The sequence below is a fragment of the uncultured Oscillibacter sp. genome (assembly GCF_950073225.1).
Lineage (GTDB): Bacteria > Bacillota > Clostridia > Oscillospirales > Oscillospiraceae > Oscillibacter.
Genome location: NZ_CATMPS010000003.1, coordinates 75,861 through 101,176 on the forward strand (window position 1 = coordinate 75,861; position 25,316 = coordinate 101,176).

The window sequence follows — 25,316 nt, forward strand, 5'->3', positions numbered from 1 at the left end:
CAGCGGAATCCTCCTTGTATTTTCCGCCAAAATATCGTATGATAGAGTCAGCCCGGCTGAAGAAGGCGCAAGCGTCTCTTCACCCGGCGGAACCATCACATATAGAAGGAGGCCATCCTATGGAAGAGAAAAAAATGATCAAGGTCACCGTGGACGGCGTGGAATACGCCTATCCTTACGGAACGCCCTACCGCGCCATTGCGGCGGATTTTCAGGGCCGGACCCCTTACGACATCCTGCTGGTCAACCGTGACGGGAAGCTCTGCGAGCTCCACAAAGTTCTGGATCGGGACTGCTCGCTGAAAATGGTCACCGCCCAGGACAGGCCCGGCATCCAGACCTATGAGCGCAGCGCCGTCTTCCTGATGCTGAAGGCCTTCTATGACGTGGCGGGCCGGGAGAATGTGGAACGCATCTCCGTGGAGTACTCCCTCAGCAGCGCCCTCTTTCTCCTGGTCCGGGGAAATTTCACCCTGGACCAGGCCCTGCTGGACCGGGTGGAGGAGCGGATGCGGGAGCTGTCCGCCGCCGCGCTGCCCATCGAGAAGCAGGCCATCAACACCGACGACGCCATGGAGCTGTTCCGCAGGGCCCGGCTGATCCACAAGGCCCAGCTCCTCAGCTTCCGCATCAACTCCCACGTCAACGTCTATTCCCTGGACGGCTTTGTGGACTATTTCTACGGCTACATGGCCCCGGATACCGGCTATATCCGGTGCTTCGGACTGGAGCTCTTTGAAAACGGCTTCGTCCTCCGCCTGCCCACCCAGAAGGACCCCAACCATTTAGGGGACTTCAAGCCCTCTCGCAAGGTCTTCCGGGAGCTCTACGAATCCACCCTCCGCTCCGAAGCCCTGAACGCCTCCAACGTGGCGGAGCTGAACACCACCATCTCCCAAGGCGGAGCGACGCCCCTCATCCTGGCCCACGAGGCCATGATGGAAAAGAAGATCGGCGACATCGCCGCCGAAATCGCCTCCCGGAAGGAGGTCCGCTTCGTCATGATCGCCGGACCCTCCTCCTCCGGCAAGACCACCTTCTCCCACCGGCTGTCCACCCAGCTGCGGGCCTGCGGCCTGCGGCCCTATCCCATCGCCACCGACAACTATTTCGTCAACCGGGACAAAACCCCACGGGACGAAAACGGCAACTACGACTTCGAGGGCCTGGGGGCCATGGACGTGGAGCAGTTCAATCAGGACTGCATCCGCCTCCTCAACGGCGAGACTGTGGAAATTCCCACCTACAATTTCAAGAAGGGCGCAAGAGAGTACAACGGCAATTTCATGCATCTGTCGGAAGGCGACGTGCTGGTCATCGAGGGCATCCACTGCCTCAACGACGCTTTCACCCATGCCCTCCCGAAGGAAAGCAAATACAAAATCTATATCAGCTGTCTCACCACGCTGAACATCGACGACCACAACCGCATTCCCACCACCGACGCCCGGCTCCTGCGGCGCATTGAGCGGGACGCCCGGACCCGGGGCTACAGCGCCCAGGCCACCATCAAAATGTGGCCCTCCGTCCGGCGGGGGGAGGAAAACAACATCTTCCCCTTCCAGGACAGCGCGGACATGATTTTCAACTCCGCCCTCATCTATGAGACGGCCCTGCTGAAGCCCTACGTCCAGCCCCTGCTGTTCGGCGTTCCCAGGGATAGCGAGGAGTATATCGAGGCCAAGCGGCTTTTGAAATTCCTGAACTATTTCCTGCCCATTCCGGCGGACAACATCCCCAAGACCTCCTTGATGCGGGAGTTCATCGGCGGGGGCTGCTACCACGCCTGACAAACGCGCCCGCTGCCTGGCGCCGCTAAGCCAGTGAGAACAGGAAGCCGCCCGGCATGTTGACATGCCGGGCGGTTTTTCATTCACATCGAACCGCTTAGAAGCACTTTCTGTAGATGGCTTCCTCGCTCTCCAGGTCGAAGGGATAGTAGGCGTTGGTCATGAGGCGCTGCTGGTTGGCTTCCACGCTCTGGGGGAACTTCTTGAAGTCCTCCTCGGTGAAGCCGCAGTCCCGCAGGGGGCGCAGGGGCAGGATACGCTGGAGCAGGGCGTTCATCTCGGGGATGGCGTCCTTGGCCTCGCAGCCTAAGATACCGGCCACCAGCTCCTTGAACCGCATGATCTCCCCGTCCGGGTTCTTCTCGTCATAGTAGTCCATGATGGCCCCGAAGAGCATATAGTTGCTCTCGCCGTGGGCCACGTGGTAGGTGCCGCCCAGAGGGAAGCTCATGCCGTGGACAGGGCCGCAGCCCGCCTTCAGGAAAGCGATGCCCGCGTAGAAGCTGGCGGTGACGAACTGGTCCAGATACTCGAACCGGGCGTCCTGGCCCTTCTCGTCGATGAGCTTGAAGCCCTTGAGGATCATGTCCATGGCCTTCTCGGAGAACAGCTCGCTGGTCATGGTCTTCCGGTGGGGGCTCAGGAAGGACTCCGTGGCGTGGACCAGCGCGTCGATGGCGGAGCAGGCGAATGGCTTGTAGGGCAGGGTCTTGATGAGGTCGGGAATCAGGCACACCTTGTTGGGGATGATGCCGTCGGACACCAGGCCCAGCTTGGTCTCGCCGCCGGTGAGCACGCCGTCTTTTTCGTCCTTGACAATCGCCACGGAGATATTGGTGCACTCGGAGCCCGTTCCGCAGGTGGTGGGGATAGCAATGACGTCCTTTTCATGCTGGACGGGGAAGCGCTTGAAATACAGGTTGTGCACGGTGTCGGGGCGCTTGCAGCCCAGCAGCTTGCAAAGGTCCATGATGGCGCCGCCGCCCACGGCGATAACCCGGTCGTAGCTCTCATAGGGGATGGCGTCGTACATGACCTGGATCATTTCCTCGCTGGGCTCGCCCGCGCCGAACTTCTCCTGGAACACGAACTGGCACTTGAGGTTCAGCTCCTTCATGAAGGGGGTGTATATGAATTCGTTGGTCAGCACCACGTCCCGCTCGCCCAGCTTGAACTCCTCCGCCATGGCGGCGAAGGTGTCGAACTTGTACACGGTGGGAGCAAAGATGATTTCACGCTTGTCGGCCATCAGAGCGGCGGAAAAAGCGTCCATTTTCTGAGCCATAATGAATCAGTCTCCTTTTAAATTTTTAGAACGGCATTTGCGGAGGACAGGCGGGCCAGGGGGCCCGCCCCTACAGGCTGCGTTGTACGATAGGCGTACCGTAGGGGCCGCCGCCCTGCGCCCGCCGTTAGCGGCTTTGCCGCTTACGGCGGCGGCGTACCCCTTGCGGGTGCTCGGCGGCCCGTCTTTCGATACCTGCCAATTTTGTAGGGTTGCCTAAAATTACTTCCGGGCAATCGCCTTTTTCACGGCCTCGACGATGTTGGCCGCGCGGAGGCCGTAGGTGTCCATCAGGAAGTTCTGGGGGCCCACCTGGCCGAACTCGTCCTGCACGCCCACGAACTCCTGCACCGTGGGGCAGTTCTTCGCCAGGCAGTTGGCCACGACAGAACCCAGGCCGCAGCAGGTATTGTGGTTCTCGGCGGTGACAATGGCCCCGGTTTCCTTGGCGGCCTTGATGACCAGCTCCTCGTCCAGGGGCTTCCAGGTGAACATGTCGATCACCCGGACGCTGATCCCCTCGGCCTGGAGGGCCTCATAGGCTTTCAGGCTCTCGTCCACCATGATGCCGGAGGTGATGATGGTGGCCTGGTCCTTATCGCTTTCGTGGAGCACCACGCCCTTGCCGATTTCAAACTCAGAGCCCTCGTCATAGACCCGAATCACGTCCTTGCGGACGAAGCGGGTGAAGCTCACGCCCTCGACATTCACCAATCCCTTGGTGACGCTGGCCAGCTGGTCGTAGTCGGCGGGGTCGATCACCGTGGCAGTGGGGATGCTCAGGTACATGGCCGCGTCCTCCAGAGGCATGTGGGTGCCGCCATTGAAGGCCGCCGTCACGCCCGCGTCGGAACCCAGCACCCGGACGCTCAGGCCCGCGTAGGCGGCGCTCATGTAGATCTGGTCATAGCACCGGCGGCTGGAGAAGGTGCCGAAGGAGTGGAAGAAAACCTTCTTCCCCGTGGCGGCCAGGCCCGCGGCCACGCCGGCGGCGTTGCCCTCGGCGATGCCCGCCTCAAAGGCCCGGTCGGGGTAATTCTTGACCAGCTGCTTGGTATTAATGCAGCCCATCAGGTCGCAGTCTACATACACGATGCTCTTGTCCTCGGCCATCAGCTCGTTCAGGGTCAGAGCCAGGCCGTCCCGGCAGGCCCGGGAATCCTTTTCATGCTTGCCAATCAGTTTCACATTCATTTCTCTCACCCTCCTTTAAGCGTTCTTCGCGGCTTCCAGCTCTTTTTCGGAAGCGGCGATGGCCTCCAGCCACTGCTCCTCCTTGGGCTGGGAGGAGTGGTCGTGCTTGGGCTCCGCAAACGTCGCGCCCTTGCCCTTGCTGGTAGTTAGCACAATGCAGGAGGGCACGCCCTTGGTTTCCTTGGCTTTCTGGATGGCCTCGTAGATGGCCGTCACGTCGTGTCCGTCGATGACCTGGGTGTGCAGGCCGAAGCCCTCCACCTTTTTCGCGATGTCTCCGTGGGCCAGGATATCGTCCGTAGAGCCGTCCAGCTGGTAGCCGTTGTTGTCGATGAAGTAGATGATGTTGTCCAGCTTGTGGGCATAGGCGAAGTGGAAGCCCTCCCAGACCTGGCCTTCGTCCGCCTCGCCGTCGCCGATGACGCAGAAGACCGTGCTGTCCCGTCCGTCGATCTTATTGCCCAGGGCCGCGCCGGTGGCGGTGGAGACGCCCTGGCCCAGGGAGCCGGTGGTGAGGTCCACGCCGGGGGTGAGCTTGCGGTCCGTGTGGCTGGGGAACTTGGTCCCCGGCTGATTCAGGGTGTACGCGTCTTCCATGGGATAGAAGCCCATCAGGCCGAAGGTGGCGTAGGCCACAGGTCCCGCGTGGCCCTTGCTCAAAACCAGCCAGTCCCGGTCCTCCCAGCGGGGATTCTTCGGGTCGAACTTCATGACTTCGCCGTACAGCACCGCCATCAGGTCCGCCAAGTCCATGGACCCGCCTACGTGGCCGAAGCCCCGACTGTGGATCACCTTCAGCGTCTCCAGCCGGATTTCAGCCGCCAGGACTTTTAGCTTTTTCTCATTCATGGGTGTCGCTTCCTTTCCAAGTTTGTTGTTGAACGCTGCGGAGCTTTTCCTCGGGCATTATTTTACTCCACCAGCGCCGTTCCCGTCAATGACAATTATATTTTTAACAAACTTTCTGCGTGCAATTTTCCTCGAATTTGCGTGCATCTTCATAATTCTGGAAGGCCGGGATAATACGTCCCGGCCTTCCCTCCAAAAACCTTATTCGTACTGGGTTCCGGCGCCCTCGACCATGGCGTCGTAGGCCCGTTTCACCTTGTCGTAGTTCTTGTCCCGGTCCAGAACCACGCCCCGGCCCACGCCGTCCACGACGCGGCCCACGCCGATGGCTTCCAGCCTCTCATCCACTTCCGCCAGCAGGGCGGGAGCGGAGCCGGGCTCGGTGGAGCGGCCGTCGAAGATGATGTGGAGATACACCCGGCTGAGCCCATTGTCCCGGGCCATCTCGCAGATGTTCAGGGGGTAGTCGATGCAGCCGTGGGAGGACTTGTAGGTCAGGTAGGCCAGCAGGTGCAAAGCGGTGCCGTTTTTCTTGGCGTGCTCAATGGCCTGGAGGAAAATGGGATTCTGCTTGAAGCTGCCGTCCTTCACGGCGGCGTCCAGCCGGACGTCGTCCTGCATCACGCAGCGGCCCGCGCCCAGGTTGGAGTGGCCCGCCTCGGAGTTGCCGGCCTTGCCCGCGCCCAGGCCCACGAACTCGCCGGAGGCGTGGAGCTTGGACCAGGACTGGTCTGCCAGCAGGGAATCCCAGTAGGGGGTGTCGGCCAGATGGATGGCGTCGCCGTCGTCTCCGGTGCCCAGGCCCCAGCCGTCGCAGATGATGAGGAGCATCTTCCGGCCCTCGCCCCAGGTTTTGCCCTCGCAGAGGGGCTTGCCGTCCATTTCGGCGGGCTGGGGGATGCCCAGGACGTTCAGCACCGTGGGAGACACGTCGCCCAGGGAGCCGTCCCGCAGGGAGATGGGGCTCTTGTCGGCGGGGTCGATCATGATGAAGGGCACCAGATTGGTGGTGTGGGCCCCGTCGGGCTTCCCGGCGGCGGTGTAGAGCTTTTCGATGTTTCCGTGGTCCGCCGTGATGGCCACCACGTAGCCCTTGCCCAGGGCGTCGCTGACCACTTTATCCAGGTACTGGCTCACATAGCCGCAGGCCTTGATTTTCGCCTCGGTGTTCTGGGTGTGCCCAATGACGTCTCCGTTGGCGAAGTTGGTCACCACGAAGTCGTATTTGCCCAGGGCGTCCATAACGGTGTCCGCCACCTTGGGCAGGGACAGCTCCGGCTGCTGGTCGAAGTCGATGCCCTTGGGGGAGGGGATGCACACGTCGTCCTCCCCGGGGAAGGGGTTGTTTTCGCCGCCGTTGAAGAAGAAGGTCACATGGGCGAACTTCTCGCTCTCGGCGCAGTGGAACTGGGTCTTCCCCGCCTCGCTGAGGACCTGGGCCAGGGGCTTCACCACCTTGGCGGGGGCGAAGGCGATGGGCAGGTCCTTGAACTTGTCGTGGTACATGGTCATGATAACGAAGTCCAGATCCCGGAGCATCCGGCGATCTGCCTTGTCAAAATCCGGCTCGGTGAACATCTCGGTGAGCTCGATCTCCCGCTCACCCCGGCGGCAGCAGAAGATGGCCGCGTCGCCGTCTCCGATTTTGCCCACCGGCTTGCCGTCCTCCACCAGGACCATGGGCTCCAGATGATAGTCGTCCTGGCCCAGCTCGTATGCCTTCTTGACGGCCTCAGCCAGCTGAGCGCCGCCGCGTTTCATGTCTGCCATATGAAAAACCTCCTATAGTCAATTAGCCAATCAAATCCTTATTGTCCGTCGTTGGGGGAGATGAGCTTATCCACGGCCACCTTGCCCCCCTCGGGGAAGATGTCCAGCAGCTGGGGGAAGGTGTAGATTTTGCCGTCGGGCATGTTCTCCTCCGTCAGCTTCAGGGGCTTGCTCCGGTCGTACTGCACGGCCACCGTCATGCCGAAGTCCACGGCCTTGGCGCCCACAATGTCCCGGTTCAAATTGTCGCCCACGTAGCAGCAGTTCTCCGGCTGGGCTCCCGCTTCCTCCATGGCGTAGTAGTAGATGGCGGGGCCGGGCTTGCGGATATAGGTAATGGAGGACTGCTGGACGGTCTTGAAGTAGGGCCGGAGGCCGTCGGCGTCCAGCCATTCGTCCACCTCCCGCTTGCCAACCAGATCGCTGATGATGCCCATGGTATAACCCCGGGCGCAGAGCTCCTTGACGGTGTCCGCGCCGCCCTCCACCACCGTGCGGCGGCCCTTGGTCTGGCGGTACTGGTAGGTCAGCTCGGCGGCGTTCTTCAAAATGCGCTCCCGGTCCATGTCATAGGCCAGCCACCGGGTCCACAGGACCTCCTCCGGCGCCTCGCACATGAATTTCAGGGCCCAGTCCCGGTACTTGTCGTACCGCTTGTCGATGACATCGCTGAACCACTGGTTGGGGTTGTCGGTTTCCACGCCGCAGAGCTCGGCAATCTTGGCCCGGGCGGCGGAGAGATAGGCGGGGTCCTCGTCGATGACCCGGAAGGTGCCTCCCAGGTCCAGGAAGATGTAACGAATATCGGTGTTCATTTCCTATCGGCCTCCTTGTTCAGTCTATTCCTCTGAAACGCGGGATCGTCCGGGTCTCCCCGGACGCATCCCAAATTGGTTTTAATTCAAGGGGGGAAGCAAATCCAGAATCTCCCGGAAGCCGCTGATCACCGCGTCGGGGCGGTTGGCCTCGGTGAACTCCACGGCGTGCTTCTTCTCCGGGGAGCGGAAGATGATGTTGCAGCCGATTCCCGCCTCCTTGGCCCCGGTGATGTCCCGCTTCACATTGTCCGCCACGGACACGCAGTCCTCCGGCGCCACGCCGATGTCCCTGCAGGCGACGTTGTAAATCTCGGAGCAGGGCTTGCGCAGACCGCAGACGGAGGAGAGGATAACGGTGTCGAAGTACTCCGCCAGGCCGTCCTCCTCCAGCCAGTCGGGGACCTCGTTCTCCCCGATGAGGTTGGAGATGATGCCCAGCTTGTAGCCCCGCTCATGGAGCCCCTTGATGACCTCCACGCCGCCGTCCACCACGATCCGGCGGCCCTTGCACTGGCGGTACTGGTAGCTCAGCTCATGGCAGACCTGCTTGACGCGGGCCTGGTCATAGTCCGGCAGCAGCCACTTGCACCAAAGCTCCTCGTCCCCGGACTCCTTATTCTCGCGCAGCGCCCAGTCCCGGTAGGGCTCGTAGCGCTCCTCAATCATCTGGTAGAACTCCTCGTAGGACACGGGGGACCCGGCAATCTCCGCCATCTTCCGGCGGGCGTGCCTCATCCAAGCCTCCTCCAGCAGGGCGATGCGCAGGGTGCCTCCCAGGTCGAAGAAGACGGCCTTGTAACGCTTAGTCGTATCCATGGCGTGTTCCCTCCTTGTGTATCTTTATGTATTTTAAGCGCGGGCGGGGAAAATATCGAGAAGCTGGCTCAGGGCGGTAATCACATGGTCGGGGGTGAACTCCTTGCCGGTGGCGTGCTCCATGTTCAGGGTGTCCGGCTCGTCGATGCGGATCATCATGCCGAAGCCCGCGGCCTGGGTGCCCTCCACGTCCCGGACCGGATTGTCGCCCACGTAGGCGCAGTTGGCCTCCGGGGTGCCGATGCAGCGGCAGGCCAGGTGGTAAATCTCCGGGTTGGGCTTGCGCAGGCGGACCTTGGAGGAGAGGATGGTGGTCTTGAAGCACTGGGCCACGCCGTCGGCGGCCATCCAGTCGGGGATTTCCGTCTCGGTGACGGTGTTGGCGATGATGCCCAGGGTATAGCCCCGGGCGCAGAGCTCCTTGATGGTATCCACGGCGTCGGCCCGGGCCACCCGGCGGCCGTCGTGATCCCGCCACAGGCGGGTCAGCTTCGCCGCGTTGGCAAAGATCATGTTGGCGTCGTACTCCGGCAGCATGTACTGGGTCCACAGCTCGCCCTCAGAGGCGTCCAGCAGGGTCTCCTTGGACATCTTGCGGTACTTCTTCCAGCGCTCCTCCAGCTTGGCAAAGAGCTCGTCATGGGTCTCGGTGGTGTGGATGAGCTCCATCAGCCCGGCCTCGGCCCGGTCGATGAAGTCCTGCTCCTTCAGCACGATGCGCAGCGTGTTGCCAACGTCGAAAAAGATCGTTTTGATATCGGGGGTCATAAGAATTCCTCCTTATAATATGGTAGACGTCGCGGGTCCCTGGAACGGCGTTCCAGGAGGCGGCCGGGCCGTCTCCGGCCCAACCGTAAACGTTTGCGGCCTTTTCAGCTTTATTCTAAATGAAACACAGGTCCTTTGTCAATATGCCAAACGCCGAAGACTTCGATCATTTTTCGTTTTTCTGCCCAAAGATGGGAAAAATCCAGATTGTTATTGACATTGCCGGGAAAATCAGATATTCTTTACTTGACAACTTGAACCGGCCGGAGTCTGGCCGGTTCCAAAAAATAAAGCGGAAACGTTTACAATTTCCAGTGGCGCGGAAAGGATGAAAAGCTATGAAAAGTGTAACTTTGAAGGACGTGGCCAAAGCCGCCGGCGTATCTTACGCCACCGTCTCCCGCGCCCTTTCCGGCAGCCACCAGATTGGCAGCGACACCCGGGAGCGCATTATCAAGCTCTGCGACGAGATGGGCTATACTACCAACTACGTGGCCCGCTCCATGGTGACCAAGCGCACGGGGCTCATCGGGCTGGTGGTTCCCTCCATCGACAACCAGTTTATGTCGGAGCTGGCCTATTACGCCGAGATGAGCGCCAGGGGGCATGGGTACAACATCATGCTCTGCAACTCCGGGCCGGATTTGAAGCAGGAGAAGACGGTGGTGAAGCTCCTTCTCAGCCGGCAGGTGGACGGCATCCTCATCGTCCCCCAGAGCCCAAAGACCTATGAGAACATCCGGGCTTACACGGACCAGGTGCCCACGGTCTTCCTCAGCGAGAACCTCCGGGACCAGCCTCAAAGCTACGTGGCCGTGGACAACAGCCGGGGGACCTATATCGGCACGAAGTACCTCTATGAGCTGGGCCACCGGGATATCCTCTACTTTGGCCGCCGCCACACCACCACCCACCAGTTCCGGGCGGAGGGGTATATCCGGGCCTGCCGGGAGCTGGGGCTGACCCCCCGGTTCTTCAACAGCGAATTCACCCGCTCCTCCATCACCGGCGGCTACCAGCTGGCCAAGGAGCTCTTTGCCAAGCCCATCGACTATTCCGCCATCTTCGCCTCCACGGACTCCAACGCCCTGGGCGTTTTGAAGGCGGCGGACGACGCCCGCATTAATATTCCCGGTCAATTGAGTCTCATCGGCTTCGACAACATCTCCTCCACCGCCCTGCCCCGGATTGAGCTGACCACCATGGAACAGCCCAAGCGGGACATGGCCGTCCAGGCGGTGGATATGCTCCGGGACAAAATTGAAAACGGCACCCAGGGCTATGTCCATCAGATTCTGATGCCGACGCTGATCAAGCGCAGCACCTGCCGGGATCTGCACGCGTCTTAAATTATCACACACAGGGAGCTTCCGCTCCCCGTGAGGAAAGAGGGAATTTTCACTATGAACGGCTATCGCTACGACCCCCACACCCACACCGCCGAAACCAGCCGCTGCGGCCACCTCTACGCCGCCGACGTGGTGGACCGCTATGTCCAAAACGGCTTCACCGGCCTGGTGGTCACGGATCACCTCCACCCGGAGTACCTCTCCCGCATCGACACCGAGCACAACTGGGACCTGGTCTGCGACCATTACCTGAGCGGCTACCACGCCTCTAAGCGCCGGGGCGACGAGGTGGGGCTGGACGTCATCCTGGGGGCGGAGCTCCGCTTCCCGGAAAACGACAACGACTACCTGGTCTACGGCATCGACGAGCAGTGGCTCCGCTCCAACCCCTATATCTGCTGCATGAGCGCCCAGGAGTTTTTCGACAAGTATCACAGCCAGGTCCTCATCATCCACGCCCACCCCTTCCGCAAGGGCAGCGCCCCGGTTCAGGAAACCGCCATTCACGGGGCGGAGATCATCAACGGAAACCCCCGGCATGAAAACAACAACGACAAAGCCCTGGAGCTCTGCCGCCGCCACCCCGAGTACTACCGCCTGGCCGGGTCCGACACCCACCGGGACGGGGATGAGGCCCGGACCGCCGTCCTCCTGCCGGAGCGGGTCCACGACTCCTTCGCCTACAAGCGCATGATTGAAAGCCATAAATTCCATCTCTGGAGCCCCGCGTTCCAGGAATTTGTAGAGGCCGACGAGGCCATCCGTAAGGAGGAAGCGAAATGAGCCAGTTCAATACCCTGATTATCGGAGAGATTGCCCAGGACACCAATGTGGACTATGACGGAACCACCGTCCAGGCCATCGGAGGCGCGGTGTACTACTCCGGCTTTGCGGCCGCCAACATGGGCCATAAGACCGCCGTCCTGCCCAAGGCGGACACCGCCCAGGTGGACTTGAAGGACGCCTTCGCCGCCGCCCCCAACATCACGGTGTTCCCCCTCCACAGCACCCACTCCTTCGTCACCAAAAACGTCTACCACACCCCGGACCGGGAGCGCCGGACCTCCACCGTGGACAGCAAAATCGACCCCTACCGGCCCGAGGAGGTCCCGGAGGAAATCGACGCGAAAATCTGGCACCTGGCGGGCCTGGTGGGGGGCGACATCCCCAACGAGTTTCTGCCCTTCGCCGCCAAGAAGGCCATGCTGGCCATCGACGTGCAGTGCATGCTCCGCTGGGAGGAGAACGGCGGCATGGTCTACCGGGACTGGGAGGCCAAGAAGGAACTGCTCCCCTATGTCCGCTTCCTGAAAACCGACGCCGCCGAGGCGGAAATCCTCACCGGCCTCGCGGACCGGGTGGAGGCCGCCAAGGTCCTCTACGGCTGGGGCGCGAAGGAAATCCTCATCACCCACAACACGGAAGTGCTGGTCTACGACGGCAAGGAGATTTACACCTGCCCCATCAAGGCCCGGAGCCTGGGGGGCCGCACCGGACGGGGGGACACCACCTTCGCCTGCTACATCAACGAGCGGCTGACCCAGGACATCCCCGCCGCCCTTCAAACCGCCACGGCGCTGGTCTCCCTCAAGATGGAGACCCCGGGCCCCTACATGGGCACCCGGGCGGACGTGGACGCGTACATCAAGGAATTTTATTGAGCCTGCGCATAGCAAGGGCCCCCGGTTTTTCGCCGGGGGCCCGCTTTTTTACACCAGCTTCTCAAAATAGAAAAACGTCTCGTCCTCCCCGTGCTTCCGCATACAGGCGGAGAGCATCTTATAGGACGCCTGATTCTCCTTGAAGCACTTGGCGAAAACCCTTCCCAGGTGGAGCTTGTAAAGCCCCCACTCCGCCGCCGCCGTAAAGGCCTCCACGCCGTAGCCGTTCCCGGCGCAGGCCTTGTCAATCCGGCAGCCCAGCTCCGCGCCGCCCCGGCAGTCGAAATTATACAGCACCGCCTCGCCGATGAGCTTTCCCTCCAGCCGGACGGCGAAGTTCACCGCCAGATGGTTTTCAAAGTCCCGCCTGGCAACGTCAAAGAAGCTCCGCTCCTCCACCGGGCCCCCCAGGCCCGCCACGTCGTCATAGCCCCACCAGCGGTTCCGCTCCTGGTCCAGCACCAGGGCGTTGTAGGCGGGAATGTCCTTTTCCGTCAGGGCGGAGAGGGTCAGCCGGGCCGTCTCCACCTTGGGGATCTCTTTGATGTGGCGCATCAGCTCGTTCATAGGCTCGAAACGGTACTTAGGGGCCAGCTTGGCGGGGCCGTACTGGAGCTTGGAGGTCCGCAGGCCCTTGTCCGCCGCGTCGTCCTCCCGGTCAATCCACTGGCAGTTTCCGCCGAAGGCCAGGGCGAAGGCCTGGACAAAGGCGGGATACACGCCGGTATAAGAATACAGCGCCTTCTCAATGTGGATAATGAGGGTGTCCCCGCAGCGCTCCGCCAGGGCCAGGGCAATGAGCTTGTCCCCGTCGAACATCCCCCCGGCGGTGAACCAGGGCTTTCCCGCCAGCTTCAGCATTTTCTTCGCCAGCTTCAGCTCGTCCAGGGCCTTGGCGTTGTCCCCCTTGGGAAATTCCGCCTCATAGTCCTTCCAAAACTGCTCCACCGCCCCGGCGTTCTCCGCCGTCAGGGGGCGGACCTCCGCCTCGGGCCACTGGGCCCGGAATTTCTTGATGTGGTTCCGCTGGCCGGAGTAGCGCCGCCCGGTGAAATACTGGAGGTCCTCCCGGTAATACACGTAATCCCGCCAGGTGCGGATATCGCTGACCCGGACATAGGGATAGCGGCCCAGCAGCTCCCCAGCCTTGTGCTCCGGCACCATGGAAATGACCGGAAGCTGCCCCGCCTCCAGGCAGTAGGCTTCAATGGCCCTCAGAGCCGCGTCCACGTCCCCCTCCGGCCCGGGGACCGGGTAGTCGAAGTTCCACCCGCCCGCGTCCCGGTTACGGACCACGAGGCAGCCCGCGATCTCCGCCCAGGCCGGGTGAAGCGCCTTCTTCCACATGAGCTTGGTCCCCAGAGAGTACTCGCAGAGGCCGTAATTGCAGTCCTTATAATAGCGCCGCAGCTTGGCGCCGTCCTGTTTGGTCACCGGTTTAAACTGTTGCATAAGTCCCATCCTTAGTGTTCGTTTGTCATGACGCCATGAAAAAGCTTACCACGCCGCGCGGATTTAAACTGTTGCATAAGCATCATACACAGCCGTATTTTGTGCGTATTGTATAGAAAACCATGCCACGTCAAAGCGTGAAATGGACAGCTTTCCATCTAGTAAAAACATTTTGTGAATTTTTTTTGTATTTTTTCTTGACGAATGGATTCGGGTATAGTATATTTGTTAATAATTACCGATAAGAGGAGGTTTTTTTGTGGAAAATGAGAGAGGTTCGTGGGGAAGCAACTTAGGCTTCCTGATGGCTGCCATCGGCTCCGCCGTGGGTCTGGGCAACATCTGGGGATTCCCCTACAAAATGGGCAAGTCCGGCGGCTTCGCCTTCCTGGTCATCTATCTGCTGCTGGCCATCTTCGTGGGCTTCAGCATTATGATGAGCGAGCTGGCCATGGGCCGGAAAACCGGCAAGGGCACCATCGGCGCATACCACGCCCTGTCCGCGCGCTTTAAGTGGGTGGGCTGGCTGGCGGTGTTCTCCCCCTTCGTCATTTTGAGCTTCTACACGGTTCTGGGCGGCTACTGCATTGAGTACATGTCCCTGAACCTGAGCAACCTGGCTTTCGCCGGTGCGGAGATCAAAACCGGGTCGGACCTGTTCAGCGCCATGCTGACCAATCCTTTCGGCTGCGTCATGTTCACCTTCCTGTTCATGATCCTCTGCTATCTCATCAACCGGGGCGGCATCTCCGGGGGCATTGAGAAGTTCAACAACGTGGGCATGCCCGCCCTGTTCGTGATGCTGGTCATCATCATCATCCGTTCCGTCACCCTGCCCGGAGCGGCGGAGGGCCTGAAATTCATGTTCCTCCCCGGCTACGCGGTGCAGGCAGGCTTCATTGAGGAGGCGCCCAGCATCATCTCCGTCCTGGCTACGGCGGGCGGACAGATGTTCTTCTCGTTGTCCCTGGCCATGGGCATCACCATCACCTACGGCTCCTATATGAAAAAATCCCAGAACATCGTAAAGAACTCTGTGGTGGTGGTCTTTGCGGACACCCTGGTGGCCATCATGGCGGGCATCGCCGTCATTCCCGCCGCCGTGGCAACCTACGGCCCCAGCGCCACCCTCAGCGGTCCCAAGCTGCTGTTCATCACCCTTCAGGACGTGTTCCAGGCCATGGGCGCCATCGGCCCCCTGTTCGGCGTGATCTTCTACCTGTTCGTGCTGGTGGCCGCCATTTCCTCCGCCATCGCCCTGATCGAGGTGGTCGTCACCTTCCTGCTGGACCACGCGGAGAGCAAGGGCAAGCAGGGCAACCGCTCCAAGACCGTGTTCTGGGTGTGCGCCGCCATCATGGTGGAGGCCGCCATTGTGGCCCTGGACGGCCTGGGCAGCAACAAGTTTGTGCCCGTCCCCTTCCAGCAGATGATTGGCGTCGGCCCCTGGAACGACTGCTGGCTGGACTTCATGGACGCCTTCTCCGAGGGTCTGGCCATGCCCGCCGGCGCGCTGATTATGAGCATCATGATTGGCTGGGAGCTGCGGACCAAGCCCATCACCGACGAGATTCACCACGGCGCGGAGCAGATTCACTGGCTGAACCGGTTCATGGACATCTGCCTGAAATTCATTGTCCCCATTGCCATGGCCTTCATCCTGGGCGGCCAGATCGGCGACTTCTTCACCATGGACGCCGAGACCCAGGGACAGAGCGTCTACTATATCGGCTATTGCATCGGCGCGGTGATCCTGCTGGTGTCCTGGCTGGTGGCCATCAACTCCCCCAAGCGGAAGGAGACGCTGTAAGGGCAGTCTTCCCGGAAAAAACCATCCTAGCCTCAAGACGGGCGGAGCTTCGGCTCCGCTCGTTTTTTGTCTTCCATCACTATACCAGATCCCCCAAAAATTGCAAGCCCTTCTTGACCGCCCTCCCCGGCTCTGTTATAATGGCCCAAATAATCTTGCAGGAGGGGATCTCTATGACCGAACAGGAAAAGCGCCTGGCGGGAAAGCTCTATTATCCCCCGGACCCGGAGCTGACGGAGGCCCGGATGCGGGCCAAGCGGCTCTGCCACCGGCTGAACGCCCTGGCCCCGGATGATTTCCAGGGCCGGGACAGTACCATCCGGGAGCTCTTCGGCCGCGCCGGGAAGGACGCCTGGGTGGAGTCCAGCTTCCACTGCGACTACGGCACCCAGATTTCCGTGGGGGACTATTTCTTCGCCAACTACGACTGCATCTTCCTGGACATCGCCCCCATCACCATCGGCAGCCGGGTTTACATCGCCCCCCGGGTCTGCATCTACACGGTGAACCACCCCATGGTGCCGGAGGTGCGGAACACGGATCTGGAATACGGCCGCCCCGTCACCATTGAGGACAACGTGTGGATTGGGGGCAACGTGGTGATCCTCCCCGGGGTGACCATCGGGGAAGGGGCAGTCATCGCCGCCGGGTCCATCGTTAACCGGGACATCCCGCCCCGGGTGGTGGCCGGAGGAAATCCCTGCCGGGTGATCCGCCCCCTGACGGAGGCGGACCGGGAGAAGTGGGAAGCCGCCCTCCGGGAACACCGGGGGGCCTGAGGACTTTCAAGCCGCTCCGAAAGGGGCGGCTTTCTCAGTTCAGGGGCTTCCCGTTCAGCGCTGCCCCGGCCAGCTTGTCCCCTTCGTAGCGGAGCTTGAGGGAGAAAAAGGGTGCGTCCTCCTCCAGGAGGCGGAGGAAGATCTTGTCCCCCTCCCACAGGGGCAGAGACAGGAGGTCCGCCTTCTTGATCCATTGAAGCTCCCCCTCGTCGCAGGGGTGGGGCGTTCCGGTCCAGGCGGAGGCGGTGAAAAGGTGCATGTACTCCGTGGGGGCCTGGTCGGAGACAAAGGTCACCAGCCCCCGGTAGCGGTAGTCCGTCAAAGTCAGGCCCGTCTCCTCAAAGCACTCCCGGAGGACGCAGTCCTCGGGGCTCTCTCTGTCTTGAAACTTCCCCCCCACGCCGATCCATTTCCCCTGGTTCACGTCGTGCTCCTTCTTCACCCGGTGGAGCATCAGGTACTCGTCTCCCCGCTCCAGATAGCACAAGGTGGAATACAGCATGTGCCGTCCTCTCCTTCCCGCGGCAGCGCGGCCCTGCGATTCCTGGACCGCTGAACGTTTCTCATGATTTTTGGGTGCTGCTCTAAAATTCATTATACTCCTCCCGGCCGGAAAAGAAAAGGCTTTACATTTCAGAACGAATGTTCTATAATGATTCCATCACTTTGCCGGGAAAGGAGGCCTCCCCATGCGGTCCAGACAAATCAGCTGCTGCTTCACCGGCCACCGCCCCGAGAAGCTGCCCTGGCGCTACGACGAGGCGGACCCCCGGTGCCTCTCCCTGAAACGGCGCATCGCCGCCGCGGTGGAGACCGCCTATGAGGAGGGCCACCGCCACTTCCTCTGCGGCATGGCCCTGGGCTGCGACCTCTATTTCTGCGAGACGGTCCTGGCCCTCCGGGATCGGCGCCCGGATGTGACGGTAGAGGCCGCCGTCCCCTGCCCCACCCAGGCGGACGCCTGGGCCCCGGACCAGCGGGAGCGGTACAAAAGGCTGGTGGAAGCCTGCGACTTCGAGACCCTGGTCTCCGCCAAGTACACGCCCTATTGCATGCAGCGGCGGGACCGCTACATGGTGGACCATTCCTCCCTGCTCATCGCCGCCTTTGACGGCACCCCCGGCGGCACCCGGTACACTATGCAGTACGCCATGAGCCGCCGGGTCCCCATCGTGGACCTGCCCTTAATTTTGAAGGAGCCTTGAATTTTTTCAAGGCTCTTTCCGCATATTTCGCCTCTCTGCGCAAAACCTAAGGCCGATCATTTTCGGTTTGGGAGGCGGTCCTATGTTTGCAAAGCGCACCGATCTGGCCCTGGAGGCCCGGGAGCTCTGGCAGGAGTCCACGGAGAAGACCACCCGGCTCTCCGGCGTAAAGGCCACGAAGTCCAAGGAGGAGGGCTACCCCGTCACCCGGGTGGATATCCTGGACCGGCGGGGGGAGGAGGCCCTGGGAAAGCCCCAGGGGACCTATCTCACCATCGACCTGACCAGCTTCTGGCAGCGGAAGCCGGACTTTTTTGAGCGGGCCGTCCGGGCCGTGGGGTCCCAGTTGAAGGCCATGCTCCCCGAAAAGGGCCCCGCCCTCATCGTGGGCCTGGGGAACGCCGCCATGACCCCGGACGCCGTGGGCCCCCTGGCGGCGGACAGCGTGCTGGTCACCCGGCACCTCATCGCCGCCAGCCCCAAGCACTTCGCCGGGTTCCGGCCCGTGGCGGTGTTCCGGGCCGGGGTGCTGGGCACCACCGGCGTGGAGTCCGCCGAGGCCGTCCGGGGCCTGGTGGCACAGGTGAAGCCTTCCCTGGTCATCGCCATCGACGCTCTGGCCGCCCGGCGGGTGGGCCGGATGTGCACCACGGTGCAGCTCTCGGACACGGGCATCGTCCCCGGCTCCGGCGTGGGGAACCACCGGGCGGCGCTGAACAAAGAGACTCTGGGCGTGCCGGTCTTCGCCGTCGGCGTGCCCACGGTGGTGGACGCCGCCACCCTGGCGGCGGATCTGCTGGAGGAGTCGGGCGTCGCCGAGCTGGACGAGACCCGGCTCCGCCATGGGAAAAATCCCCTGACGGTGACCACCCGGGACGTGGACCAGCAGGTCCGGGAGCTGAGCAAGGTGGTGGGCTACGGCGTGAACTGGGCCCTTCAGGACCTGGAGATCGAGGAGATCAACGCCCTGCTGGCCTGACGCTTTTCTGAAACGATGAGGCGCGTTCTTTTCCGCCCATAGACAGGAGCATCCCCGGCGGAAACTTCCGCCGGGGATGTCTTCTTATTCAGAAAGGCCCTCCAACGCGCTGCGGGCGGCGGCCTGCTCGGCCTCCTTCTTGCTGTGGCCGGAGCCGGAGCCGATGGGTGCGCCGTTCAGCAGCACCTCCGCGGCGAAGGTCTTGGCGTGATCCGGGCCCCGCTCCCCCACCATGCGGTAGGAGAGCACCTGGTCCGCCTGGCGCTGGACCAGCTCCTGGAGGGCCGTCTTGTAGTCCCGGCGGCGCTCCTCCACTACCTCTTCCCGCTCCGCGTCCAGCACGCAGCGGTGAATCAGCGCCGAGGCGGCGGCGATGCCCCCGTCCAGATAGACCGCGGCGAAGACCGCCTCCGTGGCGTCCGCCAGGATGGAGGTCCGGGTCCGGCCGCCGCCGGACTCCTCGCCCCGGCCCAGGCGCAGATAGGCCCCCAGGTTCAGCTTTCGGGCCACCTCATAGAGGCTCTGCTCACACACCAGGGCCGCCCGGATGCGGGTCAGGTCCCCCTCCGGCAGGTCCGGGTGCTGGGCGAAGAGAAATTCCGCCGTCACGAAGCCCAGTACCGAATCCCCCAGGAACTCCAGGCGCTCGTTGCTGGACAGGTGGTCCGCCCGGTGCTCGTTGGCGTAGGAGCTGTGGCACAGGGCCTCCTCCAGCAGCGCCTTGTCCCGGAAAACGTAATCCAGTTTTTTCTCCAGTTCCTGCATGTCCGGTCCTCTCTGAAAGGACGCCCCGCAGGGGCACGGGGCGGGCTTCCTCCGCGCCTGCTTTCCAAGGCGCGCTTTTTACTTATTCAGCTTACCCGCCAGGTAGTTCACCGCGTCGCCCACGGTCTTGAGGGAGGAGAGCTCCTCTTCCTCGATCTCGCCGACCTCGAATTCCTCCTCCATGGCCATGACCAGCTCCACCAGGTCCACGGAGTCCGCGCCCAGATCTCCTTCAAAGGCGGTGTCCATGTTGATCTCCTCGGGTTCCTTGGCGAACTGCTCCGCCACCAGTCCCCGAAGTACGCTTAAGATCTCTTCGTTTGACATTGCCGTTTCACTCCTTATAGACTTGACTGCCTTGAAACAACAGCCCTTTCATGAAGCCTATCATACGGCAACAGCCGCCGTGCTGTCAAGGGGCATCCGGCAAATTTTGCCTGTTTGTTCCAACTTTCATCAATTCGATGTTCTCCTCCACGTCGGCGATGAAGCCGCTGGCGGCGTATTCCTCCGCCCGGAGGATGGCGTTGCGGATGGCCCGGGCGTCCGAGGAGCCGTGGGCCTTGATGACGGGCTTGGAAATGCCCAGGAAGGGGGTCCCCCCCACCTCGCTGGGGTCCAGCAGCTTTTTCATCTCCGCCAGGTCCCCCTTCACCAGCCCCGCGGCGATCTTGGTCTTCATGCTGGAGAGGAACACCTTCTTCAATTCCTTCAAAAGGAACTTGGCGGTGCCCTCCAGGGACTTCAGCATGACGTTTCCGGTGAAGCCGTCGGCCACCAGCACGTCCGCCCCGCCCAGCATGGCGTCGCTGGCCTCCAGGTTCCCCACAAAGTTCAGCCGCCCGGCCTCCGCCGCCTGGGCCAGCAGGGCGCGGGCCTCCTGCCGGAGGCCGTCCCCCTTCTCCGCCTCCGCGCCGATGTTCAGCAGGGCCACCCGGGGCCGCTCCACCCCCAGCACCCGCTTGGCGTAGTAATTCCCCAGGTAGGCGAACTGGAGCAGGTATTCCGGCGTGCACTCGGCGTTGGCCCCGCAGTCGCACAGGAGCATCCGCCCCTCCGCCGTGGGCAGGACGGGCCCCATGGCCGCCCGGCGGACGCCCCGGATGCGCTTGACCACCAGCGTGGCTCCCGCCAGCAGGGCCCCCGTGGACCCGGCGGAGACAAAGGCGTCCCCCTCCCCGTTTTTCAGCAGGTTCAGGCCCACCGTCAGGGAGGAGTCTTTCTTCTTCTTGAAGGCCGTGGCGGGGTCGTCGGCGATCTCCACCACCTCCGCGGCGTCCCGGATCTCCACGCCGGAGGGGAGATTCTTCTCCCCGCACTGCTCCACGGCCTTCAGGATATCCGCCATCCGGCCCACCAGGATCACGTTGGTCCCGTATTCCTTATGGGCCTCCAGGGCCCCCTGAACCAGGGCCAGGGGGGCGTTGTCTCCTCCCATAGCGTCCACGATGATTTTCATGCTTGAACCCTCCCCTGAGTCGTTTCTGTTTATTCCAGCACGGTCTCCCGCAGCTTCTCTATGATGTCCAGGGACCGGCGGCTGAGCTCCGCGTTCTTGTTCCGCTTCCCCTTGACCCGGCGGCCCAGGGGCGGCATGATGCCGAAGTTGATGTTCATGGGCTGGAAAGCCACCACGGATTGGTTGGAGACATACAGCCCCAGGGCCCCGATGGCGGTTTCCTGGGGGAAGTCCACCGGGGGCAGCCCCCGGAGCCGCCGGGCCGTCTCCACCCCCGCCAGGAAGCCGCTGGCGGCGGATTCGACATACCCCTCCACCCCGGTCATCTGCCCGGCGAAGGAGATGCGGGGCTCCGCCTTGAGGCGGTAATAGCGGTCCAGAAGCCGGGGGGAGTTTAAAAACGTGTTCCGGTGCATCACCCCGTAGCGGAGGAATTCCGCGTCGTGGAGGGCGGGGATCATGGAGAACACCCGCCGCTGTTCCGGGAAGCGCAGATGGGTCTGGAAGCCCACCAGGTTATAGACGCTGCCCTCCCGGTTGTCCCGCCGCAGCTGGACCACGGCATAGGGCTCCTTCCCCGTCCTGGGGTCCGTCAGGCCCCGGGGCTTCAAGGGCCCGTAGCAAAGGGTCTCCCGGCCCCGCCGGGCCATGACCTCCACGGGCATGCAGCCCTCGAAGACCTTCTGGTCCTCGAAGCCGTGGACCTCCGCCTCCCGGGCGGTGGTAAGGGCCTGCCAGAAGGCCTCGTACTCCTCCTCGGACATGGGGCAATTCACGTAGTCGGCGGTGCCCCGGTCATAGCGGGAGCCCATCCAGGCCTTTTCCATGTCGATGCTCTCGGCGGAGACCAGGGGGGCCGCCGCGTCGTAGAAGTGGAGGGCCGAATCGTCCCCCAGCAAAGCCTGGAGGCGTTCTGCCAGGGCGTCGGAGGTCAGGGGGCCGGAGGCAATCACCACCTCGCCCTCGGGGAGCTCGGTGACCTCCCCGGGGACCACGGTGATGTTGGGATGTTCCGCGATCCGCTCCGTCACCAGCCGGGCGAAGCCGTGGCGGTCCACCGCCAGAGCCCCTCCGGCCTCGACGCGGGTGGCGTCGGCACAGGACAAAATCAGGGAGTCCAGGCGGCGGAGCTCCTCCTTGAGAAGGCCTACGGCGTTTTCCAGCTGGTCGCTCCGCAGGGAGTTGGAGCAGCAGAGCTCCGCGAAGTACGCCGTCTCATGGGCAGGGGTCTTTTTTTCGGGCTTCATCTCGCGGAGGGTCACGCTGACGCCTCGTTTGGCAAGCTGCCAGGCGCATTCGCTGCCGGCCAGGCCGGCGCCGATTACGGTTACCTGCATGGGGGTCACCTCCTAGGTGGGGGGTTGTACTCGCCCTTCGGGCGGGGGGGGTGGATACCAGCGATGGCTGGTTCATTGCACCCCCCATTTTCTCTTTTTCTTCCAGAAGAAAACGAGAAAACGGGCCGTGCACGGTCCAAAAGAGAAAAAGAAGTATCGCCCCTGCGGGGGGACGAAGGACGGGGGACGCGCAAGGCGTGCTTCCGTTTTTTACGAATGTCTCCAGCCCGCGGCGTAGCCTTAGCGGGGGTTTTGGTGGTTGTCGAAAGGCCTGTCCTTCTCTTTTCGCTGCCGCTGATGCTCCGATAAACGGACCTGTAGGGGCGGACCTATGTGTCCGCCCTCCCCCAGGTTTCCACCGATCTCTCTTGGGACCTTCCCAACAAATAATCGGTAGACACTCCAAAGAAATCGGCCAGCTTCAACAAATCGGGGATCTCAGGATAATGTGTTGCGGATTCATAATACTGATAGGCCCGCAAACTGCATTGCAGATAGTCTGCCATCTGTGCCTGAGTCTGTTTCTTCTCTTTTCGCAATCCTTTGAGCCGCTTTGCAAAAATCTCCATAATTTCCTCTTGACAGGCAACTTAGTTGCATATATAATAATATGCAACTAAGTTTCAGATTGGAGGCAACCCCATGTCACCCTTAATGCAAACCATCTGCGACGATCTCCGTGCCTACGCTCTGGACCGCTACATAGACGGCTTCGAGCGGGACGCCTACGCCGCCGAGCTTGCCCAGCTCTACGGCGCGCTGTCCGCCGCCCTGCCGGAGTGCTTCCAGGCGATCCTCCAGCAGTACGTCCTTGCCTTGAACGCCCGCGCCCTCATGGAGCAGGAAGCCATGTTCCAGGCCGCTTTCGCCGCCGCGAAAGAGCTCTCTTAGCCCTCCTCCGGCGTCTCGGGTTTCTTCGCGGCGGGTTTCTTCGCCGCGGGTTTCTTCGCCGTGGAGGCTTTCGCGGTTTTCGCCGCCGGTTTCTTGGCGGAGGCCGTTTTCCCGGCCTTTTTGGCGGCGGGCTTCTCCGGCGCCTCCTCCGCCGCGGGGGGCTCCTCCCCCTCCTTCCGGGCGGCGAAGCGGGGATAGCCCCGCTTATCCTCCGGCAGGAAGTTGGAGCACGCCGGGTTGATGCAGAAGGGCTTCCGGGCTCCCTTGCCCGCTTTCTTGAACATGGTCTGCCCACAGGCCGGGCAGTCGTCCTTTACCGGCACGTCCCAGGTCATGAAGTCGCATTTTTCCGCCTCCACCTTGCTGGTGGTGTGCTCACAGCAGTAGTAGGTGTACTGCTTCCCGTTTTTCTTGCTCTTGCCCGTCCGCTTCATCAGCCGCCCGCCGCACTTGGGACAGCGGCCCGGCATCTCCACCACCAGGGGCATGGTGAAGCTGCAATCCGGGAAGCCGGGACAGGCCAGGAAGCGTCCGAACCGGCCCATTTTCACCACCAGGTTCCGCCCGCACTCGGGGCACACTTCCGTGGACACCTCGTCGGGCACCTTGATGCGCACGCCCTCCAGGTCCTGCTCCGCCTGCTTGAGGTTCTTGTCGAAGTCCCCGTAGAAGTCCCGCAGGACCCCCTTCCAGGGGATGCTCCCCCCCTCCACGGAGTCCAGCTTCTCCTCCATGTGGGCGGTGAATTTCAGATCGGCGATGTCGGTGAACTTATCCTTCATCAGCTCCGTCACCACCCGGCCCAGGTTGGTGATTTTTAAATACTTGCCCTCTTTTTCTACATACATCCGGTCCAGGATCGTGGACACGGTGGGGGCGTAGGTGGAGGGCCGGCCGATGCCCTGCTCCTCCATGGCCCGGATGAGGGACGCGTCGGTATACCGGGCGGGGGGCTGGGTGAAGTGCTGGCTGGGGGCGAAGTCCTTCAGCTCCAGGGCGTCCCCCTCCTGGAGCTCCGGCAGGGGAGATTCCTTCTCCTCCTTCTCCTCGTCCTTGCCTTCTTCATAAACGGCGGTGTAACCCGCGAATTTCAGGCTGGAGGAACTGGCCCGGAAGTCGTGGCGGCTGGCCTCGATCTCCACGGACACGCTGTCGTACACGGCGTTGGACATCTGGCAGGCCACAAAGCGGCTCCAAATCAGGCGGTAGAGCCGGTACTGCTCCCCGGTGAGGTCGGCTTTCAAATCCTCCGGGGTCCAGCGGACGTTGCTGGGGCGGATGGCCTCGTGGGCGTCCTGGGCATTGGCCTTGGCCTTATAGCGGTTGGTTTTGGCGTAGGCGTCCCCGTAGCGGCCCAGGATAAAGCTCTTGGCCTCCGCCAGGGCCTCCTCGGAAAGGCGCAGGGAGTCGGTACGCATATAGGTGATAAGGCCCACGGTGCCCTCTCCGGCGATGTCTACGCCCTCATAGAGCTGCTGGGCGATGGCCATAGTCCGCCGGGGGGTCATGCTCAGCTTCCGGGAGGCCTCCTGCTGCATGGTGGAGGTGGTGAAGGGGGGCGAGGGGCTGCGCTGCTTGTCGGTGCGCTTCACGCTCTTCACCGAGAAGGCGGCGTTTTCCGTCTCCCGGACCACCGCGTCCACCTCGGCCTGGCTTTTCAGCTCCGCCTTCTTCCCGTCCTTCCCGTGGTAGCGGGCGGCAAAGGGCTTGTGGCCGCCCAGGAGGTTCACGTCCAGGGTCCAGTACTCCTCCGGCTGGAAGGCCTCGATTTCCCGCTCCCGGTCGTCCACCATCCGGGTGGCCACGGACTGGACCCGCCCGGCGGAGAGGCCACGGCGGACCTTTTTCCACAGGAGGGGGCTCAGCTCATAGCCCACCAGCCGGTCCAGGATGCGCCGGGCCTGCTGGGCGTCCACCAGGTTCTGGTCGATGGCCCGGGGGGACTGGATGCTCTCCTGGACCACTTTTTTTGTGATTTCGTTGAAGGTCACCCGCCGGGTTTTCTCGTCCGGCAGGTCCAGAAGGTGCTTTAAGTGCCAGGAGATGGCCTCCCCCTCCCGGTCCGGGTCGGTTGCCAGAAACACGGTGTCCGCTGCCTTGGCGGATTTTTTCAGGTCCTTGATGATATCTTCCTTGCCCTTGATGGGCTGGTAAACCGGCTCAAAATCCTGCTCCGGGTCCACGCCCAGCTTGCTCTTGGGCAGATCCCGCAGGTGGCCCATACAGGCCTTAACGGTGTACTCCTTCCCCAGATACTTTCCGATGGTCTTGGCCTTCGCCGGGGATTCCACGATGACCAGATACTGCTTTGACATAGTTACCTCCGTTGTTTCCCGCCC

Annotated in this window: 24 protein-coding genes; 9 read left to right on the forward strand and 15 right to left on the reverse strand. The window is 62.3% G+C overall.

Features of this window, described 5'->3' with window-relative positions; translation table 11 throughout:
* Positions 1-119: 119 nt before the first annotated feature.
* On the forward strand, positions 120-1,790 hold the full coding sequence (locus Q1M04_RS03225) for a nucleoside kinase (RefSeq protein WP_366131480.1): 1,671 nt from the start codon (positions 120-122) through the stop codon (positions 1,788-1,790).
* A 97-nt stretch (positions 1,791-1,887) separates the two neighbouring features.
* On the opposite strand, the gene Q1M04_RS03230 is transcribed toward Q1M04_RS03225, so the two are convergent.
* From Q1M04_RS03230 to Q1M04_RS03260, 7 genes are all read right to left on the reverse strand, one after another.
* Positions 1,888-3,075: a 4-hydroxybutyrate dehydrogenase gene (locus tag Q1M04_RS03230; protein ID WP_297997134.1), complete on the reverse strand. Its 1,188-nt coding sequence runs from the start codon at positions 3,073-3,075 to the stop codon at positions 1,888-1,890.
* Positions 3,076-3,297: 222 nt separating this feature from the next.
* On the reverse strand, positions 3,298-4,269 hold the full coding sequence (locus Q1M04_RS03235; protein ID WP_293281556.1) for a transketolase family protein: 972 nt from the start codon (positions 4,267-4,269) through the stop codon (positions 3,298-3,300).
* A gap of 15 nt (positions 4,270-4,284) precedes the next feature.
* A complete protein-coding gene (locus tag Q1M04_RS03240) occupies positions 4,285-5,118 on the reverse strand; it encodes a transketolase (protein WP_297997137.1) in 834 nt (277 codons plus the stop codon).
* Positions 5,119-5,319: 201 nt separating this feature from the next.
* Positions 5,320-6,888 (reverse strand): phosphoglycerate mutase (2,3-diphosphoglycerate-independent), encoded by a 1,569-nt coding sequence (locus Q1M04_RS03245; protein WP_297997139.1) that lies wholly within the window; start codon positions 6,886-6,888, stop codon positions 5,320-5,322.
* Positions 6,889-6,926: 38 nt separating this feature from the next.
* On the reverse strand, positions 6,927-7,703 hold the full coding sequence (locus Q1M04_RS03250) for an HAD family hydrolase (RefSeq protein ID WP_297997141.1): 777 nt from the start codon (positions 7,701-7,703) through the stop codon (positions 6,927-6,929).
* A gap of 81 nt (positions 7,704-7,784) precedes the next feature.
* On the reverse strand, positions 7,785-8,522 hold the full coding sequence (locus tag Q1M04_RS03255) for an HAD family hydrolase (RefSeq protein ID WP_297997143.1): 738 nt from the start codon (positions 8,520-8,522) through the stop codon (positions 7,785-7,787).
* A 33-nt stretch (positions 8,523-8,555) separates the two neighbouring features.
* Complete coding sequence (locus Q1M04_RS03260; protein WP_293279781.1) at positions 8,556-9,290, reverse strand: HAD family hydrolase; 735 nt, start codon at positions 9,288-9,290, stop codon at positions 8,556-8,558.
* 338 nt (positions 9,291-9,628) lie between these two features.
* Here Q1M04_RS03260 and Q1M04_RS03265 point away from each other — a divergent pair, with 338 nt between their 5' ends.
* From Q1M04_RS03265 to Q1M04_RS03275, 3 genes are read left to right on the forward strand one after another with little or no spacing between them, the layout of a single operon-like run.
* Positions 9,629-10,639 (forward strand): LacI family DNA-binding transcriptional regulator, encoded by a 1,011-nt coding sequence (locus Q1M04_RS03265; RefSeq protein ID WP_293279780.1) that lies wholly within the window; start codon positions 9,629-9,631, stop codon positions 10,637-10,639.
* A 54-nt stretch (positions 10,640-10,693) separates the two neighbouring features.
* Positions 10,694-11,422 carry a PHP domain-containing protein gene (locus tag Q1M04_RS03270; protein WP_297293937.1) on the forward strand — a complete coding sequence of 243 codons (729 nt, stop codon included), beginning with the start codon at positions 10,694-10,696 and terminating at the stop codon, positions 11,420-11,422.
* A complete protein-coding gene (locus tag Q1M04_RS03275) occupies positions 11,419-12,300 on the forward strand; it encodes a PfkB family carbohydrate kinase (RefSeq protein WP_297293936.1) in 882 nt (293 codons plus the stop codon). Before Q1M04_RS03270 ends, Q1M04_RS03275 begins: the two co-directional genes overlap by 4 nt.
* Positions 12,301-12,348: 48 nt before the next feature.
* Here the strand turns inward: Q1M04_RS03275 and Q1M04_RS03280 are convergent, their stop codons facing one another.
* Positions 12,349-13,752 carry a GNAT family N-acetyltransferase gene (locus Q1M04_RS03280; RefSeq protein ID WP_297997148.1) on the reverse strand — a complete coding sequence of 468 codons (1,404 nt, stop codon included), beginning with the start codon at positions 13,750-13,752 and terminating at the stop codon, positions 12,349-12,351.
* 259 nt (positions 13,753-14,011) lie between these two features.
* Here Q1M04_RS03280 and Q1M04_RS03285 point away from each other — a divergent pair, with 259 nt between their 5' ends.
* Positions 14,012-15,562: a sodium-dependent transporter gene (locus tag Q1M04_RS03285; protein ID WP_297997150.1), complete on the forward strand. Its 1,551-nt coding sequence runs from the start codon at positions 14,012-14,014 to the stop codon at positions 15,560-15,562.
* Positions 15,563-15,735: 173 nt separating this feature from the next.
* Positions 15,736-16,341 carry a sugar O-acetyltransferase gene (locus Q1M04_RS03290; protein ID WP_297293933.1) on the forward strand — a complete coding sequence of 202 codons (606 nt, stop codon included), beginning with the start codon at positions 15,736-15,738 and terminating at the stop codon, positions 16,339-16,341.
* Between the two features lie 34 nt (positions 16,342-16,375).
* Here the strand turns inward: Q1M04_RS03290 and Q1M04_RS03295 are convergent, their stop codons facing one another.
* Positions 16,376-16,843, reverse strand: coding sequence for an 8-oxo-dGTP diphosphatase (locus tag Q1M04_RS03295; RefSeq protein ID WP_204790022.1), 468 nt, complete (start codon positions 16,841-16,843; stop codon positions 16,376-16,378).
* 187 nt (positions 16,844-17,030) lie between these two features.
* Here Q1M04_RS03295 and Q1M04_RS03300 point away from each other — a divergent pair, with 187 nt between their 5' ends.
* Positions 17,031-17,546 carry an SLOG family protein gene (locus Q1M04_RS03300; protein WP_297997153.1) on the forward strand — a complete coding sequence of 172 codons (516 nt, stop codon included), beginning with the start codon at positions 17,031-17,033 and terminating at the stop codon, positions 17,544-17,546.
* 82 nt (positions 17,547-17,628) lie between these two features.
* A complete protein-coding gene (gene gpr / locus Q1M04_RS03305; RefSeq protein ID WP_293279772.1) occupies positions 17,629-18,525 on the forward strand; it encodes a GPR endopeptidase in 897 nt (298 codons plus the stop codon).
* An 84-nt stretch (positions 18,526-18,609) separates the two neighbouring features.
* On the opposite strand, the gene rnc is transcribed toward gpr, so the two are convergent.
* From rnc to Q1M04_RS03330, 5 genes are all read right to left on the reverse strand, one after another.
* Positions 18,610-19,290 carry a ribonuclease III gene (gene rnc, locus Q1M04_RS03310; RefSeq protein WP_293279771.1) on the reverse strand — a complete coding sequence of 227 codons (681 nt, stop codon included), beginning with the start codon at positions 19,288-19,290 and terminating at the stop codon, positions 18,610-18,612.
* Between the two features lie 78 nt (positions 19,291-19,368).
* Positions 19,369-19,617 carry an acyl carrier protein gene (gene acpP, locus Q1M04_RS03315; RefSeq protein WP_204790026.1) on the reverse strand — a complete coding sequence of 83 codons (249 nt, stop codon included), beginning with the start codon at positions 19,615-19,617 and terminating at the stop codon, positions 19,369-19,371.
* An 85-nt stretch (positions 19,618-19,702) separates the two neighbouring features.
* Positions 19,703-20,749: a phosphate acyltransferase PlsX gene (plsX, locus tag Q1M04_RS03320; RefSeq protein WP_297997156.1), complete on the reverse strand. Its 1,047-nt coding sequence runs from the start codon at positions 20,747-20,749 to the stop codon at positions 19,703-19,705.
* A 29-nt stretch (positions 20,750-20,778) separates the two neighbouring features.
* Entirely contained in the window at positions 20,779-22,086 is a 1,308-nt protein-coding gene (gene trmFO / locus Q1M04_RS03325; protein ID WP_297997158.1) for a methylenetetrahydrofolate--tRNA-(uracil(54)-C(5))-methyltransferase (FADH(2)-oxidizing) TrmFO, read from the reverse strand.
* A gap of 329 nt (positions 22,087-22,415) precedes the next feature.
* Positions 22,416-22,655: a helix-turn-helix domain-containing protein gene (locus Q1M04_RS03330; protein ID WP_297997160.1), complete on the reverse strand. Its 240-nt coding sequence runs from the start codon at positions 22,653-22,655 to the stop codon at positions 22,416-22,418.
* 73 nt (positions 22,656-22,728) lie between these two features.
* On the opposite strand from Q1M04_RS03330, the gene Q1M04_RS03335 reads away from it, so the two are divergent.
* On the forward strand, positions 22,729-22,977 hold the full coding sequence (locus Q1M04_RS03335) for a hypothetical protein (protein WP_295754712.1): 249 nt from the start codon (positions 22,729-22,731) through the stop codon (positions 22,975-22,977).
* On the opposite strand, the gene topA is transcribed toward Q1M04_RS03335, so the two are convergent.
* Positions 22,974-25,292 (reverse strand): type I DNA topoisomerase, encoded by a 2,319-nt coding sequence (topA, locus tag Q1M04_RS03340; protein ID WP_297997163.1) that lies wholly within the window; start codon positions 25,290-25,292, stop codon positions 22,974-22,976. The genes Q1M04_RS03335 and topA overlap by 4 nt on opposite strands.
* Positions 25,293-25,316 lie beyond the last annotated feature (24 nt).

What these genes read in the sequence shown, in the direction of transcription:
- Q1M04_RS03225 (WP_366131480.1), top strand. Translation starts at nt 120, where the DNA reads ATGGAAGAGAAAAAAATGATCAAGGTCACCGTGGACGGCGTGGAATAC.
- Q1M04_RS03230 (WP_297997134.1), bottom strand. Translation starts at nt 3,075, where the DNA reads ATGGCTCAGAAAATGGACGCTTTTTCCGCCGCTCTGATGGCCGACAAG.
- Q1M04_RS03235 (WP_293281556.1), bottom strand. Translation starts at nt 4,269, where the DNA reads ATGAATGTGAAACTGATTGGCAAGCATGAAAAGGATTCCCGGGCCTGC.
- Q1M04_RS03240 (WP_297997137.1), bottom strand. Translation starts at nt 5,118, where the DNA reads ATGAATGAGAAAAAGCTAAAAGTCCTGGCGGCTGAAATCCGGCTGGAG.
- Q1M04_RS03245 (WP_297997139.1), bottom strand. Translation starts at nt 6,888, where the DNA reads ATGGCAGACATGAAACGCGGCGGCGCTCAGCTGGCTGAGGCCGTCAAG.
- Q1M04_RS03250 (WP_297997141.1), bottom strand. Translation starts at nt 7,703, where the DNA reads ATGAACACCGATATTCGTTACATCTTCCTGGACCTGGGAGGCACCTTC.
- Q1M04_RS03255 (WP_297997143.1), bottom strand. Translation starts at nt 8,522, where the DNA reads ATGGATACGACTAAGCGTTACAAGGCCGTCTTCTTCGACCTGGGAGGC.
- Q1M04_RS03260 (WP_293279781.1), bottom strand. Translation starts at nt 9,290, where the DNA reads ATGACCCCCGATATCAAAACGATCTTTTTCGACGTTGGCAACACGCTG.
- Q1M04_RS03265 (WP_293279780.1), top strand. Translation starts at nt 9,629, where the DNA reads ATGAAAAGTGTAACTTTGAAGGACGTGGCCAAAGCCGCCGGCGTATCT.
- Q1M04_RS03270 (WP_297293937.1), top strand. Translation starts at nt 10,694, where the DNA reads ATGAACGGCTATCGCTACGACCCCCACACCCACACCGCCGAAACCAGC.
- Q1M04_RS03275 (WP_297293936.1), top strand. Translation starts at nt 11,419, where the DNA reads ATGAGCCAGTTCAATACCCTGATTATCGGAGAGATTGCCCAGGACACC.
- Q1M04_RS03280 (WP_297997148.1), bottom strand. Translation starts at nt 13,752, where the DNA reads ATGCAACAGTTTAAACCGGTGACCAAACAGGACGGCGCCAAGCTGCGG.
- Q1M04_RS03290 (WP_297293933.1), top strand. Translation starts at nt 15,736, where the DNA reads ATGACCGAACAGGAAAAGCGCCTGGCGGGAAAGCTCTATTATCCCCCG.
- Q1M04_RS03295 (WP_204790022.1), bottom strand. Translation starts at nt 16,843, where the DNA reads ATGCTGTATTCCACCTTGTGCTATCTGGAGCGGGGAGACGAGTACCTG.
- Q1M04_RS03300 (WP_297997153.1), top strand. Translation starts at nt 17,031, where the DNA reads ATGCGGTCCAGACAAATCAGCTGCTGCTTCACCGGCCACCGCCCCGAG.
- gpr (WP_293279772.1), top strand. Translation starts at nt 17,629, where the DNA reads ATGTTTGCAAAGCGCACCGATCTGGCCCTGGAGGCCCGGGAGCTCTGG.
- rnc (WP_293279771.1), bottom strand. Translation starts at nt 19,290, where the DNA reads ATGCAGGAACTGGAGAAAAAACTGGATTACGTTTTCCGGGACAAGGCG.
- acpP (WP_204790026.1), bottom strand. Translation starts at nt 19,617, where the DNA reads ATGTCAAACGAAGAGATCTTAAGCGTACTTCGGGGACTGGTGGCGGAG.
- plsX (WP_297997156.1), bottom strand. Translation starts at nt 20,749, where the DNA reads ATGAAAATCATCGTGGACGCTATGGGAGGAGACAACGCCCCCCTGGCC.
- trmFO (WP_297997158.1), bottom strand. Translation starts at nt 22,086, where the DNA reads ATGCAGGTAACCGTAATCGGCGCCGGCCTGGCCGGCAGCGAATGCGCC.
- Q1M04_RS03330 (WP_297997160.1), bottom strand. Translation starts at nt 22,655, where the DNA reads ATGGAGATTTTTGCAAAGCGGCTCAAAGGATTGCGAAAAGAGAAGAAA.
- Q1M04_RS03335 (WP_295754712.1), top strand. Translation starts at nt 22,729, where the DNA reads ATGTCACCCTTAATGCAAACCATCTGCGACGATCTCCGTGCCTACGCT.
- topA (WP_297997163.1), bottom strand. Translation starts at nt 25,292, where the DNA reads ATGTCAAAGCAGTATCTGGTCATCGTGGAATCCCCGGCGAAGGCCAAG.